The sequence below is a fragment of the Streptomyces sp. NPDC059524 genome, assembly GCF_042749255.1.
GTDB lineage: Bacteria > Actinomycetota > Actinomycetes > Streptomycetales > Streptomycetaceae > Streptomyces > Streptomyces xanthii.
In genome coordinates this window covers 17390-37718 of record NZ_JBHYTK010000071.1, presented here as the reverse complement: position 1 = coordinate 37718, position 20329 = coordinate 17390, and the positions used below count along the sequence as shown (strand labels likewise).

At 70.7% G+C, this 20329-nt stretch carries 12 protein-coding genes; 7 read left to right on the top strand and 5 right to left on the bottom strand.

The genetic code is table 11. The features are described 5' to 3' along the window. Nucleotides 1–139 precede the first annotated feature (139 nt). Nucleotides 140–1051, bottom strand: a complete 912-nt coding sequence (locus ACFW9D_RS20885) for a hypothetical protein (protein ID WP_384623740.1) — start codon at nt 1049–1051, stop codon at nt 140–142. 567 nt (nt 1052–1618) lie between these two features. On the opposite strand from ACFW9D_RS20885, the gene ACFW9D_RS20880 reads away from it, so the two are divergent. Then, entirely contained in the window at nt 1619–4726 is a 3108-nt protein-coding gene (locus ACFW9D_RS20880; protein ID WP_384623738.1) for an endo-alpha-N-acetylgalactosaminidase family protein, read from the top strand. Nucleotides 4727–4794: 68 nt separating this feature from the next. Here ACFW9D_RS20880 and ACFW9D_RS20875 read toward each other — a convergent pair whose 3' ends face one another. Next, nucleotides 4795–6543 (bottom strand): beta-galactosidase family protein, encoded by a 1749-nt coding sequence (locus tag ACFW9D_RS20875; protein WP_384623745.1) that lies wholly within the window; start codon nt 6541–6543, stop codon nt 4795–4797. A gap of 137 nt (nt 6544–6680) precedes the next feature. Here ACFW9D_RS20875 and ACFW9D_RS20870 point away from each other — a divergent pair, with 137 nt between their 5' ends. The 5 genes from ACFW9D_RS20870 to ACFW9D_RS20850 all read left to right on the top strand — a co-directional run bounded on the left by ACFW9D_RS20870 (nt 6681) and on the right by ACFW9D_RS20850 (nt 13759). After that, nucleotides 6681–7568 (top strand): AraC family transcriptional regulator, encoded by an 888-nt coding sequence (locus ACFW9D_RS20870; RefSeq protein WP_188339508.1) that lies wholly within the window; start codon nt 6681–6683, stop codon nt 7566–7568. Nucleotides 7569–7574: 6 nt separating this feature from the next. Then, nucleotides 7575–7958 (top strand): chorismate mutase, encoded by a 384-nt coding sequence (locus ACFW9D_RS20865; protein ID WP_384623737.1) that lies wholly within the window; start codon nt 7575–7577, stop codon nt 7956–7958. Nucleotides 7959–8153: 195 nt separating this feature from the next. Continuing rightward, nucleotides 8154–10646 carry an aminopeptidase N gene (pepN, locus tag ACFW9D_RS20860; RefSeq protein WP_384623736.1) on the top strand — a complete coding sequence of 831 codons (2493 nt, stop codon included), beginning with the start codon at nt 8154–8156 and terminating at the stop codon, nt 10644–10646. Between the two features lie 261 nt (nt 10647–10907). Continuing rightward, nucleotides 10908–12308, top strand: a complete 1401-nt coding sequence (locus tag ACFW9D_RS20855) for a pyridoxal phosphate-dependent decarboxylase family protein (protein ID WP_384623734.1) — start codon at nt 10908–10910, stop codon at nt 12306–12308. Then, nucleotides 12305–13759: a lysine N(6)-hydroxylase/L-ornithine N(5)-oxygenase family protein gene (locus ACFW9D_RS20850; RefSeq protein WP_384623732.1), complete on the top strand. Its 1455-nt coding sequence runs from the start codon at nt 12305–12307 to the stop codon at nt 13757–13759. The genes ACFW9D_RS20855 and ACFW9D_RS20850 overlap by 4 nt, the downstream gene beginning before the upstream one ends. A 25-nt stretch (nt 13760–13784) precedes the next feature. Here the strand turns inward: ACFW9D_RS20850 and ACFW9D_RS20845 are convergent, their stop codons facing one another. Further along, nucleotides 13785–15599: a bifunctional metallophosphatase/5'-nucleotidase gene (locus ACFW9D_RS20845; protein WP_384623730.1), complete on the bottom strand. Its 1815-nt coding sequence runs from the start codon at nt 15597–15599 to the stop codon at nt 13785–13787. 249 nt (nt 15600–15848) lie between these two features. Here ACFW9D_RS20845 and pyk point away from each other — a divergent pair, with 249 nt between their 5' ends. Beyond that, a complete protein-coding gene (gene pyk, locus ACFW9D_RS20840; RefSeq protein ID WP_384623728.1) occupies nt 15849–17285 on the top strand; it encodes a pyruvate kinase in 1437 nt (478 codons plus the stop codon). Between the two features lie 62 nt (nt 17286–17347). Here pyk and ACFW9D_RS20835 read toward each other — a convergent pair whose 3' ends face one another. After that, the gene (locus ACFW9D_RS20835; RefSeq protein WP_384623727.1) at nt 17348–19252 is read right to left on the bottom strand and encodes an alkyl/aryl-sulfatase; all 1905 of its coding nucleotides are present in this window, start codon (nt 19250–19252) and stop codon (nt 17348–17350) included. A gap of 129 nt (nt 19253–19381) precedes the next feature. Further along, a complete protein-coding gene (locus tag ACFW9D_RS20830) occupies nt 19382–20164 on the bottom strand; it encodes a transcriptional regulator (RefSeq protein WP_384623725.1) in 783 nt (260 codons plus the stop codon). Between the last annotated feature and the right edge of the window lie 165 nt (nt 20165–20329).

The following is a 20329-nucleotide window of genomic DNA, read 5'->3' as shown; positions in this document are numbered from 1 at the left end:
CTGCCCACAGCGTGCGCCCTCTCCAGGGGCGGTGCCCCATCGGGGAAATGCGGCGCGCAGCGCCTGCATTTCAGGGGCGCGGGGAACTGCGCGACCAGCCCCCACCCACTCGCGCCCCGCGACGAACCGGCACCGCCCCCTACGTGTCGCACTCCAGCACCGTGCGGCACAACGCACAGCGCGCCCGCACCCGCCCCCGTACGGGCACCCGGATCCGCTGATGACAGGTCGGGCAGGGGAACGCGACCCGTAGGCCGGGACGCTCCTGGGCACCGGACGGCGAGAAGGCGTAAGGGGCCGACGCGGAGCCCGGCGCGGGCCCCGGCCCCCGGGACTGGGCCTCGCGGCGATCCTTCGCGTAGCGCCGCCGCCCCGCCCACCCGGCCGCCGTCAGCGGAGGCTGCCGCGCGTCGAGCCGGGCCCGCGCCAGCCCCTCCGTGTACGCCGTGTACGCCTGCGGGCTCGTGAACCACGTCTCCGGCGCCTCGCCGAACGCCAGCGACCGCTTCGCCAGCACGTACCCGAACTCCTCCGGCGTCAGATAGCCCAGCTTCTGCGAAGACGCCCCGTCCTCCCGGAACGCGTCCAGCAGCAGCCAGCCCGCACCCAGGTACGTCGTCGCGGTGTCCGTCAGGATCTCGTTGTCCCGCGTCCCCGGGAACGACAGGTCGAGCCGGTGCAGATACACGTGCATGATCTCGTGGGCCAGCGCCGCCCCGATGTCCCGCCGATGCGTCCGGAACCGGTCGTTCAGCTCGATGAAGTACTCGGGCCCCGCCGCCAGTTCGACACTCGCCGCGTGCTGCATCTCCCGGAAGCTCACGATCATCCGCGCGTCCGGCAGCCGGTAGTGCCGCACCAGCTCCCGCGCCACCCGCTGCGCCCCCAGATACAGATCGTCCGTGTCGCAGAACGCCACGTCGGAGGGCGCGACACTCGTCGCGAACGTGTGCACCGTGTCGTACGACAGCCGCCGGTACAACGCGGTGATCGCCGAACGCACCGTCTCCAGATGCGGATAGCCGTGCACCACCGGCCCGCCGTTCGCCACGCGCGCACCCCCTGGGGCCGCCGGGCCGTGTCCCCCCGGGGACGGCCCCCGGACCCGGCCACTCCAGCGTACGGCGGCCCCGCCGCCCCGGAACAGCACGCGGGTCCGCCCCCGCGTCCCGCTGGGGGAGGGGGACGCGGAGGCGGCGGACACCCGCACCCCGCCGCCCACGGGGGGACGGGGACGGACCGGGCACAGGGCCGTACTCCTCCAGCGCACCACCCCCGCCGACCGTCACATCCCCCTCCACCGGCCACCCCGTGCCGCCCGGCCGCCGCACAGCCCCGCCGGCCGTCACACCGCCCACCACAGCGAACCCACCGGCTCTCACCGGCCCCCCCGGACGGCCCCGCCGAGCACCCCGCACCCACCACTGCCGAACCGCCCCCACAGACCGTCGGCCCCACAGGCCCGCCGCCCGGCCCCCCCCCGGACCACCCCCCGACCCCCGGAAGCACCAGGGCCCCATTAGTCCAAGTCCTTCCGCTTCTTTGTCCATGGGCCCCGAGCGCCCCCGCGGCGCATCGTGAGCGGCACATCGGAACGTCGCGCAGAAGGAGGCCACCCGTGCCGCCCACCGGCCAGTCGCCGCAGAAGCAGGGACCCAGTCGCAGGGCGGTCGTCGCCGCCGGGGCCGTGGGAGGAGCGGGGCTCGCGCTCGGGCTGGGAGGCGTGGCCCGCGCGGCCACTCTGGAGGCGACGGCGGCCGCCGCGGCCACCGACACCGAGGCCGTCATCCGCTCCGCGTCGCTCACCGTCCGCGTCGGCACCGCCTTCCCCCGGATCGCCTCGTACACGGCCCGCGCCACCGACCGCACCCTGTACGCCCAAGAGGACGCGGTCACCCAGCTCCTCGTCAACAACACCCCGTACACCCCCCGCGTCACCAGCCGCACCGAGTCCGACCGGATCGCCTACACCCTCACCCTCGACGAAGGCCCCCGCATCGACGCCGAGATCGCCGTCGAGGACTGGACCGTCACCTTCCGCGTCACCGCGATCCACGACACGGACGCCCTGCGCGTGCGCACCCTGCAGATCCCCGGACTGCAGCTGGTCAGCGTGCGCTCGACGCAGGACAGCGCCACCCTCGCCACGGCCCGCGTCGAGATCGACAAGGCCAAGAGCGGCGATTCCACCGTACGGGTCACCACTGACAGCCGGCCCGACGAGACCGCCGCCGGCATCGCGTACGCCGTCGCCCACACGAGCGAACTCGGCGCCGCCGTCGAGAACAACGCCAGCTACGACTACCCGTCCAGGACACCCGGCGCGAACTGGGAGAACGGGCGCTTCTGGCGGCAGGTCGTCCAGCGCGACGGCTACGTCAAGGCCGGCATCAGCAACGGCCAGTGGACCTACCGCGCCGACACGGCCGCCGACGACGACACCGAACCCCTGCCCTGGGCCAAGGTGATCGTCACCGGGGACCGCAACGGCGACGGCGTCGTCGACTGGCAGGACGCCGCGATCGCCTTCCGCGACATCGCCCACACCCCGCTCGGCGCCGACCGCCAGTACCAGCGCGTCGTCGCCCACATCACGTACAACATCGGCTCCGTCGCGGGCAATCCGTTCCTCGTCACCCTCGACCACGTCAAGCGCATCCACCTCGCCACCGACGGCCTGCGCCAGTTCACCCTCCTCAAGGGCTACCAGTCCGAGGGCCACGACGCCGCCCACCCCGACTACGGCGGCCACTACAACGAGCGCGCCGGCGGCCTCGACGACCTCAACACCCTGGTGCGCACCGGCAAGAAGTGGGACAGCGACTTCGCCGTCCACATCAACTTCACCGAGTCCTACCCCGAGGCCCGCGCCTTCTCCGAGCAGCTCGTCGACAAGACGAACAAGCAGTGGGCCTGGATGGACCAGAGCTACCGGATCAACAACCGCTGGGACCTGGTCAGCGGCGGCACCGAGAAGCGCCTGAAGCAGTTGCGCGACGAGGTCGACGACGGGCTCAACACCCTCTACGTCGACGTGTTCCGCGACTCCGGCTGGATCGGCGACCGCTTCCAGCGCATCCTGCGCGACCAGGGCTGGCAGGTCACCACCGAATGGGGCCACGGCCTCGAACGCTCCGCCCTGTGGGCGCACTGGGCCAACGACGTCACCTACGGGGCCGACTCCTCGCGCGGCGTCAACTCCCGGCTGATCCGCTTCATGCGCCACCACCAGAAGGACGTCTTCGCCGACAAGTTCCCCCTCCTCGGCACCGCCCGCCTCGGCGACTTCGAGGCCTGGCAGAACAAGACCGACTGGACCGCCTTCTACCGCCTCATCTGGTCCCACACCCTGCCCGTCAAGTACCTCCAGGCCAGAGCGATCAAGACCTGGGCCGACGACGAGATCACCTTCTTCGGCGCCGGAGACACCAAGGTCACCGCCACCGCCGACGGCACCCGCACCGTCACCACCGACGGCCGCACCGTCCTGACCGGCGACACCTACCTGCTGCCCTGGGACCCGCGCCGCGCCCTCGACCCCGCGAAGCTCTACCACTACAACCCCGAGGGCGGCAGCACGACCTGGCGCCTCCCGCGCGCGTGGGCCGCCTCCCGCACCCGTGTCGCCCTGTACCGCCTCACCGACCAGGGCCGCGTCTTCGTCGCCCACGTGCCCGTCTCCGGCGACGGCAGCGTCACCCTGAAGGCCGACCCCGACCAGCCCTACGTCCTCTACAAGGACCGCGCCGACCTGGACCGCGACCCGGCGTGGGGCGAGGGCACCCCGGTGCGCGACCCCGGCTTCAACTCCGGCTCCCTGCACGGCTGGACCGTCACCGGCGCCTGCGCGGTCGAACGCAGCGCCACCGGCCAGTACGAGGCCTGGGCGGGCACCGACGGCGCCGCCGCGTCCCTCGCCCAGACACTGCGCGGACTGCGCCCCGGACAGTCCTACGTCGCCTCCGTCCAGGCGCTCGTCGGCGACACGGCGGGGGAGCGGCGCACCGCCACCCTGGAGATCACCACCTCCGAAGGCTCCCGCGAGGTGGTCATGGAGTCGTCCACGGCCGTCAACAAGCAGTCCTGCGACCTGAAGCTGAACACCCGCTTCCAGCGCATGTTCGTCCACTTCACCGTCCCCGAACAGGGCGGCGACGTCACCCTCGCCCTGAAGGTCGCCGACGGCCCCGCGCGCGTGGCGTTCGACAACGTGCGCGTCGCCCGCGCCGCCGTCCCGGCCACACAGCCCGGCACCCTCGTCCACCAGGACTTCGAGGACGTACCCGACGGCATCTTCCCGTTCATCGCCTACACCAGCCGCGCCCACCTCGCCGAGAAGCACGCGCCCTACACCCAGGCCGGCTGGAACGGCACGAAGACCGACGACGTGCTCACCGGGAACTGGTCCCTCAAGGCCCGCCTGACCGGCACCGGCCTCGTCTACCGCACCATCCCGGCGACCGTCCCCTTCACCCCCGGCAAGCGCTACAAGGTGGCGTTCCTCTACCAGAGCGAGACCACCGCCACCTGGACCACCGCGGTCGACGAACCGGCCGCCCGGACCCTGCGCTCCGACGCCCTCGCCAGAACCACCGAGGGCACCGCCGAGTTCGCCTACGAGTTCACGGCGCCCGACCAGGGCGACGCGTGGGTGGGCCTGACCTCGAACGCCTCCGACGGCGGCGCGGTCGTCATCGACCGGTTCACCGTGACCGAGCTCGACTGACCCACCGGACACAGGACGAAGGGCCGGCCCCGCGATCCGGGACCGGCCCTTCCACACGCCTCGGAGCGTCAGGACAGACGCACCCGCGGCGGACCCGAGCGGTCCGTCTCCAGCACCCACACCTCGTTCGCGCCCGCCCGCAGCACCGGACCCGGCACGTACAGCGCCTCCTGCGGACCGGCCGCCGGCCAGTACCGGCCCAGGCAGAACCCATTGACCCACACGAACCCGCGCGCCCAGCCCGGCAGTTCCAGCGCCGCGTCCCCCGGACCCGCCACCTCGAACCCGCCCCGGAACAGCCCGCGCCGCCCCTCCTCCGGCTCCGCGGACGGCAGCCCGGCCACCGCCTCCGCCGTGAACGCGTCCAGGCGCAGCGCCCGCGCCCTCACCCCGTGCAGATACTGCCGCTCGTGCAGCAGCCCGCCCGTCAGCCCCTTGAGCTCACCCGTGCGCGGCCCGTAGTTGACCCGCCCCAGGGACTCCACCCACAGCTCCACGCGCGCGTGCCCCGCCACCGGGACCGACAGCTCCGGCTCCGCCTCCGTGAGGACCCCGACCCGCTCCCCGTCCACCTCCACGACCGCGACGTCCCGCAGCCCGTTCGCCCGCAACGGCAGAGCGCCGCGCGGACCCGGCACCGTCACCGCGTACCGCACCAGCCCCCGGTCCACGTCCAGCTCCTCGAACGACGGCGGCGTCGCCCACTCCGACTCCGGCCCGCCCAGCGCCTCCAGCACCCCGTCCAGCGCCGTGAACGCCGTCAGCTCCGCCGTCACCGGCGCCGCGAGCGCGGCCGGCCGCTCCGGAACCTCCGGCAGCGGCCCCTCCGCGTACTTGCCGAGAACCTCCCGGAACAGCCAGAACTTCTCCGTCGGCCGCCCGAACTCGTCGATCGGCGCGTCATAGTCGTACGACGTCACATCCGGCTCCAGCACCCCGTCGTGCAGCGCCCCGCCCCCGCGGTTCGCCCCCGCCCAGCCACCGAAACTCGTCCCGCCGTGCGCCATGTACAGGTTCACCGACGCCCCGCACTCCAGGATCTCCCGCAGCGCGTCCGCCGCGTCCCGCGGATCCCGTACGACATGCTCCGCGCCCCAGTGGTCGAACCAGCCGCACCAGAACTCCATGCACATCAACGGACCCGACGGACGGTGCCTGCGCAGCGTCGCGAAACCCTCGCGCGCCTGCGAGCCGAAGTTCGCCGTCGCCAGGATCCCCGGCACCGACCCGCCCGTCAGCATGTGGTCCTCGGGACCGTCCGACGTGAACAGCGGCACCGTCACCCCGAGTCCGAGCAGCAGATCCGCCAGCGCTCGCAGATACACGTGGTCCGAGCCGAAACTGCCGTACTCGTTCTCCACCTGCACCATGATCACCGGGCCGCCCCGGTCGACCTGCCGCTGCGTGATCTGCGGCATCAGCACCCGGAACCAGTCCTCCACCAAGGACAGGAACTCCGCGTCCCGAGACCGCAGCCGCGCCCCCACCCGGCCCGTCACCCAGTGCGGCAGCCCCCCGTTCTCCCACTCCGCGCAGATGTAGGGCCCCGGCCGCGCGATCACCCACAGGCCCGCCTCCTGAGCGGCGTCCAGGAAACGGCCCACCGCCGCCACGTCCCGCACCTCACCCGGACGCGGCGCGTGCAGGTTCCACGGGACGTAGGTCTCCACACAGTTCAGGCCCATCGCCTTCAGCATCCGCAGCCGGTGCCCCCACTGCTCCTCGTGCACCCGGAAGTAGTGCAGAGCCCCCGACAGCAGCCGCACCGGCCGGCCGTCCACCTCGAAGTCGTCCTCGCCCACCCTGAACTCGGTCATCAGGTCCCTCTCGCTCACGTACAGGCGGCCACCATCACCTCTGGCGGGCGACGGGGTCCATGGACAAAGATCGGCTGGTGTTGGACGGGGCTACGCGGTCACGACCCAGGCGCGCGAAACACCACAGGAGGGGACAGATGTCCACATACCACACCTGGATGCGCTACTTCACGCCCAGCCCGGCCCACCACCGCCTCGGCCTCGTCTGCCTCGGCGTCGGACTCCAGCACGGCCTCCTGCCCACCGTCGGACCCCGCACCCTCGACCACCACGTCGCCGTCGTCATCACCGCCGGCACCGGCTGGTTCCAGAACGCCGACGGCCGCCGCACCACCATCACCGCCCCCGCCCTCATCTGGCTCACCCCCGGAGTCCCGCACCACTACGGCGCCGACCCCGACCACGGCTGGGACGAGTGCTTCGTCGACTTCACCGGACCCGCAGCCGCCACCTACACCGAACTCGGCTACATAGAACCCGACCGCCCCGTCGTCCCCCTCGCCGACGCCGCCGGCGCCCGCGCCGCCGTCGGCCGCATCGCCCGCGCCGCCCGCCGCGGCAACCCCCTCCTCGAGGTCGAGACCGGCGCCGCCGTCCACGAACTCCTCGTCGCCCTGCGCCGCGCCCGCGCCGACATGGCCCCCGACGGCGACCCCGTCCTCCAGGCCCTCGCCCGCGACGCCTTCCAGCCCCTCTCGGTCGCCGAACACGCCGCCCGCCACGGCATGACCCCCGCCGAACTGCGCACCGCCGTCCGCCGGGGCGCCGGCTGCAGCCCCAAGGACTACCTCCTCGGCATCCGCCTCGGCCGCGCCAAGGAACTCCTCGCCGCCACCGAACTCCCCGTCGCCGCCGTCGCCCGCCGCGTCGGCTACGACGACCCCGCCTACTTCTCCCGCCTCTTCACCCGCCGCGTCGGCACCGCACCCGTCCGCTTCCGCGAACAACAGGGCCGCGCCGTCCCCGGCGGCTGGTCCGACAAGATCCCCGACCCCGACCACCCGCCCATGCTCCACGTAGGCTGACCTCCCATGACCACCAGCGACCCCGCACCCCAGACGGAAGTCGACCCCGCCGTCCGCGCCGAGCTCGGCCGCCTGCGCGACAGCATCGACAACATCGACGCCGCCGTCGTCCACATGCTCGCCGAACGCTTCAAGGCCACCCAGCAGGTCGGCCACCTCAAGGCCCAGCACGCCCTGCCGCCCGCCGACCCGGCCCGCGAGGCCCGCCAGATCGAGCGCCTGCGCCAGCTCGCCGAGAACGCCAAACTCGACCCCGCGTTCGCCGAGAAGTTCCTCAACTTCATCATCAGCGAGGTCATCCGCCACCACGAACAGATCGCGGCGGAAGCGGTCCCCTCGGGTGCGGTCGAATCGAGCGGGCCCGGCAAATCAAGCCCCTCCGGCGATTGAGGAGCGGGGTCCGGGGCAGAGCCCCGTGGCCTCAGCGCCGTCGGGGCCGCTGATCATCGGCGGCTGCAGCGCCGTCGCGGCCGGTCGCGCAGTTCCCCGCGTCCCTTACGGGGCGACCCAGGCCCGCGACCAAGGCGCCGCCCCTGACAGGACACAACCTGTCCCCGCGCCGGAGGCGTACGGCAACATGACCCCATGCCCGTACTGACGCGCGACGAAGCGCAGACCCGCGCCCGGCTCATCGAGGTCCAGCGGTACACCGTGGACCTCGACCTCACCCGCGGCCCCGACACCTTCGACTCCCGCACCGCGATCCGCTTCACCACACGCACCGCGGGAGACACCTTCGTCGAGCTCAAACCCGCCGAACTGCGCACCGTCACCCTCGACGGCCAGGCCCTGGACCCCGCCGCCCTCGACGGCAACCGCCTGCCCCTCACCGGCCTCACCGCCGGCGAGCACGAGCTCCGCGTCGACGCCGCCATGCGCTACTCGCACACCGGCGAGGGCATGCACCGCTTCACCGACCCCACCGACGGCGAGACCTACGTCTACACCCAGCTGTTCATGGAGGACGTCCAGCGCGTCTTCGCCGCCTTCGACCAGCCCGACCTCAAGTCCGTCTTCGACCTCACCGTCACCGCCCCCGAAGGCTGGACCGTCCTCGCCAACAGCGTCACCGAACACCTCGGCGGGGGAAAGTGGCAGGCCGCCACCACCCCCCTCCTGTCGACCTACCTCGTCGCCGTCGCCGCAGGCCCCTGGCACTCCGTCCGCACCGAACACCGCGGCCTGCCCTTCGGCCTCCACTGCCGCCGCTCCCTCGCGCCCCACCTGGACGCCGACGCCGACGAACTCCTCGACATCACCCGCGCGTGCTTCGACCGCTACCACGAGAAGTTCGCCGAGCCCTACCCCTTCGACTCCTACGACCAGGCCTTCGTCCCCGAGTTCAACGCCGGCGCCATGGAGAACCCCGGACTCGTCACCTTCCGCGACGAGTTCGTCTACCGCTCCGCCGTCACCGACACCGAACGCCAGACCCGCGCCATGGTCATCGCCCACGAGATGGCCCACATGTGGTTCGGCGACCTCGTCACCCTCAAGTGGTGGGACGACATCTGGCTCAACGAGTCCTTCGCCGAGTACATGGGCTACCAGACCCTCACCGAAGCCACCCGCTTCGCCAACACCTGGGTCGACTTCGGCATCTCCCGCAAGAACTGGGGCTACGAGGCCGACCAGCGCCCCTCCACCCACCCCGTCGCCCCCGAAGCCGTCGAGGACACCGCCTCCGCCCTCCTCAACTTCGACGGCATCTCCTACGCCAAGGGCGCCTCCGCCCTGCGCCAGCTCGTCAACTGGCTCGGCGAGAAGGACTTCCTCGCCGGCATCAACACCCACTTCGAACGCCACAAGTTCGCCAACGCCACCCTCGCCGACTTCATCGACTCCCTCGCCCACCACACCGACCGCGACGTCCACGCCTGGGCCGACGCCTGGCTGCGCACCACCGGAGTCGACACCCTCACCCCGCGCGTCACCGCGACCGAGGACAGCTGGACCCTCACCGTCGACCGCACCGGCAGCCGCCCCCACCGCATCGCCGTCGGCCTCTACGACCGCGACCCCGCCGACGGCCGCGCCTTCGTCCTGCGCGAACGCGTCGACGTCGACGTCCCCGGCGAACCCGTCACCTTCCGCGGCCCGCGCCCCACCCTGATCGTCCCCAACGACCAGGACCTCACCTACGCCAAGATCCGCCTCGACCCCCACTCCGAGGAAGCCGCCCTGCGCGGCCTGTCCGGCATCCCCGACCCCCTCACCCGCGCCGTCCTGTGGAACGCGCTCAGCGACATGGTCCGCGACGGCGAACTCCAGCCGGTCTCCTACCTGCTGGCCGCCCAGGCCCACCTCCCCGAGGAGACCGACCTCGCCCTCGTCCAGGGCGTCCTCTCCTTCGCCCACCACCAGGTCGCCGACCACTACAGCACCCCCGAACAGCGCCCCGAGGCCCTCTCCCTCCTCACCTCCCTGTGCGAGGACATCGTCCGCCGCACCGAGGACGGAGAACGCCCCGGCCTGCGCCTCACCGCCGTCCGCCACCTCATCGACGCCGCCCAGCACGCCGACGTCATCCGCGGCTGGTACGACAGCGGCAGCGTCCCCGGCGGACCCGAACTCGACCCCGAACTGCGCTGGCGCATCCTCGGCCGCATGAGCGTCCTCGGCGCCGTCGACGACGCCGTCATCGAGGCCGAACTCGCCCACGACCCCAGCGCCACCGGCCAGGAAGGCGCCGCCCGCTGCCACGCCGCGCTGCCCGACCCGCAGGCCAAGGCCGCCGCCTGGCACGCCCTGTTCACCGACGACCCCGCACGCGAACTCTCCAACTACCTGTTCACCGCCACCGCCCAGGGCTTCTGGCAACCCGAACAGAACGACCTGCTGCGCGGCTACGTCGCCCGCTACTTCACCGACGTCACCGCCCTCGCGGAGCGCCGGGGGGCGGCTCTCGCGGCGGCGGCCGGGCGCTACGCCTTCCCCGCGACAGCCATCTCCCCGGAGACCCTCCGGCTGGGCGAGTTCTGCCTCTCCGAGGGCAACCCGACCCCGGCCCTGCGCCGGCGTCTCGTCGACCAACTGGACGACCTGTCCAGGGCCCTCCGAGTCCGCGCCCAGGCCTGACCCGATCGCCCCTGGAGACAGCGCACGAAGTGCGCATCTCCAGGGGCGCGGGGAACTGCGCGACCAGCCACGACGCACCCTGTCACCCGGCGACGAACCAGTGGAGCTACGGCGCACCCCCGCCCAATACACCACCCGCACCCCAAATCCCGCCCCCCATCCCCCTTTCGGGTCCACTTCACGTGATCACCCGGACCAAGACTCCGCCCCGTCGAAGACTGGCCGCACCCAGATCACCGCCCAGTCCCCGAAGGGTCCCGCATGCGCACCTTGCCGCCCCTGGCCGGAGGCACAGACGGCCCCGACGCCCTGCGGCCCCTGCTCGACACCGTCCTGGACGCCCTGCGCGCCGGCGGCGCCGACCGAGGCGGCCCCCTCCCGGCCGGCGGCCCCGAAGCGGTCGCCGCCCGCGTCGAAGCGGCGGCCGGCGACCCGCTCCCCGACCACGGCACCGGCGCCGAAGCAGCCCTGCGCACCCTCGTCACCGCCCTCACCCAAGGCGCCGCCGACCCCGCCGACCCGCTGTGCGCGGCCCACCTCCACTGCCCGCCCCTAGCCGTCGCCACCGCCGCAGACCTCGCCGTGAGCGCCCTCAACCCCTCCATGGACTCCTGGGACCAGGCCCCCGCCGCCTCCGTCCTCGAAACCCTGATCACCGGCACCCTCGCCCGCGAGGTCTACCCGGAGACCGACACCGACGCCGGCACCGCCCCGGACGCCCTCGTCACCACCGGCGGCACCGAAGCCAACCAGCTCGCCGTCCTCCTCGCCCGCGAGACCCACCGCACCACCCGCCCCGTCCAGCTCATCACCGGCGCCAACGCCCACCACAGCCTCACCCGCGCCGCCTGGCTCCTCGGCCTGCCCGAACCGATCGTGCTGCCCACCCCCAACGGCACCCTCGACCCCGCCACCCTCGACGAGGCCCTCACCGACCTCCCCGGCCCCCGGCTCGTCGCCGCCACCGCGGGCACCACCGACGCCGGCCTCATCGACCCGCTCCCCGAGATCGCCGACCGCTGCGCCGCCCACGGCGCCCGCCTCCACATCGACGCCGCCTACGGCGCCGGCCTCCTGTTCAGCCCCCACCACCGCGCCGCGCTGACCGGACTCGACCGCGCCCACACCGTCACCCTCGACCTGCACAAACTCGGCTGGCAACCCGTGGCCGCCGGACTCCTCGCCGTACGCCGGCCCACCGACCTGGCCCCCCTCACCCACCAGGCCGACTACCTCAACGCCGACGACGACACCGAAGCCGGACTCCCCGACCTCCTCGGCCGCTCCCTGCGCACCACCCGCCGCCCCGACATCCTCAAGATCGCCGTCACACTCAAGGCCCTCGGCCGCACCGGCATCGCCGCCCTCGTCGACCAGGTCGTCGCCCTCGCCCACCACCTGGCCCGCCTCGTCGACCTCCACCCCGGCCTCGACCTCTACGACACCCCCACCCTCACCACCGTCCTGTTCCGCCCCACCGGCGCGAACGACGACGACATCGCCGAGATCCGCCGCCGCCTGCTCACCGAAGGCCGCGCCGTCCTCGGCCGCGCCCGCGTGGACGGCCGCCTCTGGCTCAAGGCCACCCTCCTCAACCCGCACACCGACCCCGGCGACCTCGCCGCGCTCCTGAAACTGGTGGAAGGACACACCCCCCGATGACTGCCGCGCCCGCACCGCAGCCCCCGCACACCCCCACCGACGCACCCCGCGACCTCGTCGGCATCGGCATCGGCCCCTTCAACCTCTCCCTCGCCGCCCTCGCCCACCCCCTCACCGAACTCGACACCGTCTTCTACGAACAGCGCCCCGCCTTCCACTGGCACCCCGGCCTGCTCATCGACGGCGCCACCCTCCAGGTCCCCTTCCTCGCCGACCTCGTCACCCTCGCCGACCCCGCCAGCCCCTGGTCCTTCCTCAACTACCTCAAGACCCGCGAACGCCTCTTCCCCTTCTACTTCGCCGAGCGCTTCCACATCCAGCGCGCCGAGTACGACGCCTACTGCCGCTGGGTCAGCGAGAACCTCCCCGGACTCCACTACGGCCACCAGGTCGACGCCGTCCGCTGGAACGCCGAACGCGCCCTGTTCGAAGTCGACTACACCCAACTCGACACCCACGGCGAAGCCGAAGCCCTCGGCCGCACCCACACCCGCAACATCGCCCTCGGCATCGGCACCGAACCCTTCGTCCCCGCCCCCCTCAAACCCCTCGCCGACGCCCCCACCGTCCCCGTGATCCACTCCGCCGACTACCTGAACCACCGCGAACGCCTCCTCGCCGCCGACCACGTCACCGTCATCGGCAGCGGCCAGTCCGGCGCCGAGATCTTCCTCGACCTCCTGCGCCGCCGCCCCACCGGCCGCGAGAACCTCCACTGGCTCGCCCGCACCCAGGCCTTCGCCCCCATGGAATACAGCAAACTCGGCCTCGAACACTTCACCCCCGACTACACCCGCTACTTCCACGCCCTCCCCGAACCCGTACGCGACGGACTCGTCCCCGCCCAGTGGCAGCTCCACAAGGGCATCGACGCCGACACCATCGCCGCCATCCACGAAGAGCTCTACCAGCGCACCCTCCACGGCGGCTGGCCCGACGTCACCCTCACCCCCGGCGTCGGCGTCCGCACCGCCGGCCGCCTCGCCGACCAGCGCATCGAACTCCACCTCGAACACCAGGAACAAGGCGTCCGCACCCGCCTCACCACCGACGCCGTCGTCCTCGCCACCGGCTACAAGGAACGCCCCCTCGGCCGCATCCTGTCCGGCCTCGACCCCCACATCCAGCGCGACGCCTCCGGCCGCCCCCGCATCGACGACCAGTTCCGCCTCGTCCTCGACGACACCGTCCAAGGCGCCGGCGGCCGCGTCTACGTACAGAACGCCGAACGCCACACCCACGGCGTCGGCGCCCCCGACCTCGGACTCGCCGCCTGGCGCAGCGCCACCATCCTCAACAGCCTCACCGGCAAGGGCCCCTACCCCCAGCCCCGCCGCACCGCCTTCACCACCTTCGGCCTCACCCCGAACGAGGAACGCGCCCCCCAAGGCCACACCGGACCCGGAGAGCGCGCTCTCGTGGAACTTCAGGACGACCTCGACCGGAGCTGACCCCGGCCGCAACCGCCGGCCGGAACTACTGGGCGAACACCGGCGTCCCGGCCCGCGTCAGCCGCCAGTCCACCGACGCGAAGTCCGCCGGGTCCAGGACGCCCTTCGCCGTCACCCACTCCGCGATCCGCGTACGGATCTCCGTCGACTCCGACCACAACTCCTGGGCGTTCGCCACGTGCGGGAACGCACCGCCACCGTTCGCCCGGTAGTTGTTCACCGCGAACACGAACTTCGCCGCGTCATCCAGATCCTTGCCGCCGAACTTCAGATTCTTGATCCGCGAACCGGCCGGCTGCGCGATGTCGATGTCGTACGACAGACCCGACACATAGTCGTAGTTGTAGTCCGGCCGGTTCCCCGCGTTCGTCAGCTTCTCCACGTCCACCGGCGCGTCCGGCGCCGTCTGCACGAAGTACTCCGCCGAGAACTCCAGGTACGCCCGCAGCTGCGCACCCGTCATCAACTTCGCGACCAGCGTGTTGTCGTACACGTACAAGCTCGACAGATCCCGGATCGTCACCTCGCCCGCCGGGATCGCCGACGTACGCGAGAACGGCGACGCCTGCGACAGCACCGGCAGCGACGCGTACTCCGTCGACTTCAGCGCCTCCGTCACCACGTCCGCCTGCACCTTGTTGATCAGGTCGATGATCGGCGCGTCCTTGTACCGTGCGTCCACCGTCGTCAGCTCGACCTTCGCCGAACCGACCACCTGGTTCACGTACTTCACCACCAGCGCGTGCTGCGCCGCCAGCAGCTTCGTGATCGCCGGATCGTCCGGCACCGTGTTCGAGTTCAGCAGCTTCGACGTCACCGACGCCACCGTCCAGCGACCCTTCACCCACTCCAGCTCGAAGTCGAACCGCGCGAGCCGCTCCGCGTAGCACAGCGGCTCCGCGAGGACGACCGGCCGGCCCGTCTCCTCGTTCGTCACCACCTGCTGCTCGATCTCCACATGCGCGTGCCCCACCAGGATCGCGTCGATCCCCGGCACCTTCGCCGCCACCCGCGCCGCCGCGTTCTCCACGTACGGCAGCTGGTCACCCCACGACGACGTGCCCGACGCGCCCGAGTGCGCCGACACGATCACCACGTCCGCACCCATCGACCGCAGCTTCGGCACCCACTTCGCCGCCTGCTCCTCCAGACCCGGGAACTTCAGCTTCCCCTGCACGTACGCCTTGTCCCAGATCGCGATGCCCGGGTTCGTCAGGCCCAGGATCGCCACCTTCACGTCCTTGCCGTGCGGCGTGCGCAGCGTCCTGATCACGTACGGCGCGAACGCCGGCTTCTCCGTCTTCGCGTCCACCGCGTTCGCCCCCAGCAGCGGGAAACGCAGCTGCGACTCGAACTTGCGCAGCGTGTCGATGCCGTAGTTGAACTCGTGATTGCCGAGAGCCGCCGCGTCGTACCCGATCGCGTTCATCGCCTGCGCCATCGGATGCACCGGACCGTTCGCCGCCGTGATCGGATCCACGCGCGCGAAGTAGTACGTCAGGGGCGTGCCCTGGATCGTGTCACCCGCGTCGATCAGCAGCGTGTTGCCCCGGCCCTCCTCCTCACGGATCCGCGACACCAGCGTCGAGATCCGCGACAGACCCTGCGCGTTGCCCGCCGCGTCCTTGTACTCGGCGTCCTTGTAGTAGTCCCAGTTGAAGACGTGACCGTGCAGGTCCGTCGTGCCCATGACCGTGAACGCGTACCGCTTCCTCGGCTTCCCGCGGCCCGGAGGGCCCGTGGCGGCCTCGGCCGACGGCGCCACGGCACCACCGGCCAGCGCGACACCCGCACCGGTCGCGGCGGACTTGCCCAGGAAGGATCTGCGGTTCAACGACATGGACGTGCTCCTGACCTACGGACGAACGACAGTTGGTGACGCGCGTAGATTCTGGACCAGGAACACCGACCCGCAACACCCCCCGCACATTTCGATCCGATGACCGGCCGACGAACCACCCCGCCCACGCGCTCATCAGAGCAGCCACCCGCACAGATACAAGACTTGTCAACAGTCCTTCAGGTAAAGCTTGTTGAGTCGTCATGTCGCACCAAATCTCTACCCACCGGTAAGCCCTAGGCTCGAAACATGCGCCGAGCAAAAATCGTCTGCACCCTGGGCCCCGCCACCGACTCGTACGACCAGATCAAGGCACTCGTCGAAGCCGGCATGGACGTAGCCCGCTTCAACCTCAGCCACGGCACCTACGCCGAACACGAGGAGCGCTACCAGCGCGTGCGAAAGGCCTCCGACGAGACCGGCCGCAGCGTCGGCGTCCTCGCCGACCTTCAAGGCCCGAAGATCCGCCTCGGCCGCTTCAGTGAAGGACCCGTACTCCTTGAACGCGGCGACGCCTTCACCATCACCGTCGAACGCGGCATCGAAGGCGACCGCCAGACCTGCGGCACCACCTACGACGGCCTCGCCGCCGACGTCACCCCCGGCGAACGCATCCTCGTCGACGACGGCAAAGTCACCCTCGAAGTCACCCGCGTCGACGGCCCCCGCGTCCACACCACCGTCATCGAAGGCGGCATGGTCTCCGACCACAAAGGCCTCAACCTCCCCGGCGTCGCCGTCAGCGTCCCCGCACTCAGCGAAAAAGACGAAGCAGACCTCCGCTGGGCCCTGCGCACCGGCGCCGACATCATCGCCCTCTCCTTCGTCCGCACCGGCCGCGACATCGAAGACGTCCACCGCATCATGAACGAGGAAGGCCGCCACCTCCCCGTCATCGCCAAGGTCGAAAAACCCCAGGCCGTCGAGAACATCGAAGACATCGTCGCCGCATTCGACGGCATCATGGTCGCCCGCGGCGACCTCGGCGTCGAAATGCCCCTCGAACAAGTCCCGATCGTCCAGAAGCGCGCCATCAAACTCGCCAAGCGCAACGCCAAACCGGTCATCGTCGCCACCCAGATGCTCGACTCGATGATCGACAACTCCCGCCCCACCCGCGCCGAAGCCAGCGACGTCGCCAACGCCGTCATCGACGGCACCGACGCCGTCATGCTCTCCGGCGAGACCAGCGTCGGCAAATACCCCGTCGAAACCGTCGCCACCATGAGCCGCATCGTCGAAGCCGCCGAAGAAGACATCCTCGCCAAGGGCCTCCCACCCCTCACCGAACGCAACAAACCCCGCACCCAAGGCGGAGCCGTCGCCCGCGCCGCCGCCGAAATGGGCGACTTCCTCGGCGCCAAATTCCTCGTCGCCTTCACCCAGTCCGGCGACACCGTCAAACGCCTCTCCCGCTACCGCTCACCCATCCCCCTCCTCGCCTTCACCCCCGACCCCGCCACCCGCTCCCAACTCAACCTCACCTGGGGCGTCGAAACCTTCCTCGGCCCCCACGTCGACTCCACCGACGCCATGGTCGCCCAAGTCGACGAAGAACTCCTCAAAATCGGCCGCTGCGCCAAGGGCGACACCGTCGTCATCACCGCCGGCTCCCCACCCGGCGTCCCCGGCTCCACCAACCTCGTCCGCGTCCACCACATCGGCGAGGACGACACCCCCAAATAACCCCCGGCGCCACCCGGCGGTACGCCACCCACGTACCGCCGGACACCTCCGGGCCTACGGACCTACGGGGTCACGATCGCAAAATCCTTGTCCGGCTTCCCCAACACACCCAACAACTTCTGCAACAACGACACATCCCCCCGCACCACGATGTCCCCGAGCCCCTTCCCGGCCAACAACGCCAACAACTGCGCCTTCGACATCGTCAACGACACCCCCGCCGCCGGATCCGGCTCCCCACTGCTCCGATGCGTCAACACACCGTTCCGCAACGTCAGATGGTGCACCACACCCGACGCCGGAAAACACCAGTCCATCGACAACCGCAGATCCCACGCCCGCGGACCATCCACCCGGATCGCCACCGAATCGATCAGCTGCTCCACACTCAACGCCGACAACATCGACGGCCCCGCCGTCGACGACTCCCCGACCTGCACCCCCTCGGTCAACTCCAGCGCACCCGTCAGATAGAAATTCCGCCACGCGGCATTCTCCGACCCGTGCCCCAACTTCGTATAAACAGCGGCCAGTTCACGCTTCGCCCTGCCATTCCCCGGATCCGCGAACACCGCATGGTTCAACAGCGTCGCCGCGAACCGCAGATCCCCCTCCCTCGCGAACCGCCGCGCCTTCGCCACCGTCGCCGCCCCACCACCCAACGCCTTCACATACCGCCGCGCCTCCTCCACCGGCGGGTGCTCCCACAAATGCGCCGGATTCGCATCGAACCACCCCATATACCGCTGATAGATCCCCTTCACGTTGTGACTCAACGACCCGTAATACCCACGATTCGCCCACCCCCGCAGCCCCGGCGGCAACTCCAACTCCTCCGCGATCTCCCGCCCCGTCCTCCCCACATTGATCAACCGCAACGTCTGATCATGCAGATACGCGTACAAGTCCCGCTGCTCCGACAACAGTTCAACAATCTCCACCCCACCCCACGTCGGCCAGTGATGCGACGCGAACGCCACATCCACCCGCCCCCCGCACCACTCCATCGACTCACCCAGATACCGCGCCCACTCCCGCGCATCCCGCACCTGCGCCCCACGCAGCGTGATGATGTTGTGCATCGTGTGCGTCGCGTTCTCCGCCATGCACACCGCCCGCAGATCCGGGAACAGGAAGTTCATCTCCGCCGGCGCCTCCGTACCCGGCGTCATCTGGAACTCGACCCGCACCCCGTCGAACGACTCCACCTGCCCCGTCCGCGCGACACTCACCGTCGGCGGAATCAGCCCCACCGTCCCCAGCGACACACTCTGCCCCAGCCCACAACCGATCTGCCCCCGCGCCGACTTCGGCAGATGCGCCCCGTACATGTACCCCGCGCGCCGCGTCATCGCCGTCCCCGCGTACACGTTCTCCGAGACCGCGTGCTCCAGAAACCCCTCCGGCGCCACGACCGGCACGCCCCCGGCTCCGCCCGGCAGCACGCCGTACGCCCCACCGAAATGATCGACATGCGGATGCGTGTAGATGAGCGCGACCACCTCGCGCTTGCTCTGGGGATCCCGGTGCTTGCGGTACAGGGCGAGCGCGGCGGCCGCCGTCTCCGCCGAGATCAGCGGATCGATCACGATGACCCCTGTGTCACCCTCCACGATCGTCATGTTCGACAGATCGAACCCCCGCACCTGATAAATCCGCTCCGCGACCTTGTACAGCCCGTGCTTCCTCACCAGCCGCGACTGCCGCCACAGACTCGCGTCCGCCGTAACCGGAGCCTTCTCAGCCTCCAGAAAGTCATACGCGTCGGCGTCCCACACGACCTTCCCGGCCGCGTCCTTGATCACGGCGGGACTGAGCGTCCCGACGAACCCCCGATCGGCATCGGCGAAGTCGGAGGGGTCGGAAGCGCCGCCCGCGGCGAACGCGGACGCCGGGTGCAGAGCGACGGCGGCAGCGGCGGCACCGGCTGCGGCGGCGACGAACTGACGTCGATTGATCGGGCTCATGGGGACCTCCGGACGACGGCGGTACGTGAACAAGTGCAGCCGAAGATCGTCCGAGCGCATGCTCCCGTCAACCGTCTTGGGGCAGCTCCCATCGCGCCGCGCGAGCGCTTGTGACCTGTCACATTGCGCTCAGTATTTGGGCCCGATGTGATCGTCCATGCGCGCTACATCGGCCTTTCGGGCGACAGAGATATTGAACGCTTCCCCATTCCGGGTGCAGGACCTCCAGGAGACGCCGAGCGCATCCAAGGTGTTGGTGAAGAGCTGCCTGATGCAGTCGGACTTGTTGGAGAAGAAGTACCGGGGGTATTCGTAACGCTTCCGCTCGCTGCCGACGAGCCGAGTCGTCCAGTTGATGACCCGACAGCCGTCGGAATGGACCAGCCCCCGGACGAACTCCCAGGGGTACGCGTCGACGATCTCCTGCTGCCAGGGTTCGAGCGTGATCTTGCGGGTGTGCTTCATACCAGGGCCGTGCTGGGGGAAAAGGCAAGGCCAGTGTCGGCTGTACGCGACGACCGAGACGTATCCAACGGCCTGCACCCGGCCGGACTTGCCGCTGGGGTTGATGGCGCGCATGGCGATGGTGCACTGGTCGATGAGCCCCGGATAGGCGTTGGCGCAGGCGATCCGGAGGAAGTATCCGGGGCGCGCACCAGCACTGATGCAGCCATCGCCGAGGTAGAGCCCTAACAGATAGCTGTACGCCGCTGCGTCGGCCGGCGGCTTGGGCTCGGGTCCGCAGCGGACGCACGGAGCCGCTTGGGTCCGCATGAGGGGGAGCGGCTCGATGCGTGTCTGCCAAGCGCGGATGGCGGCTCGGGAGATGCCGATCTCCTTGCTCACCGAGTTGAGGCTGCGCCCTTGCGCGACCAATGCCAGGGCTCGCTGGCGTGTGCTCATGTCGTACATACGGGCACCTTGCGTGACGCCGACACTCTGCACACAGAAAAATTTGGGGGGGGGGGCGGGCCAAGGGAGGAACGCGCGCTGGTAGTTGGTGGTTGGATGCCTAATCTTGCTCTCGCGGGCGGGCGCGATGGCTCCAGGAGAGGGTGTGTGTGTGTGTGTTTGGCG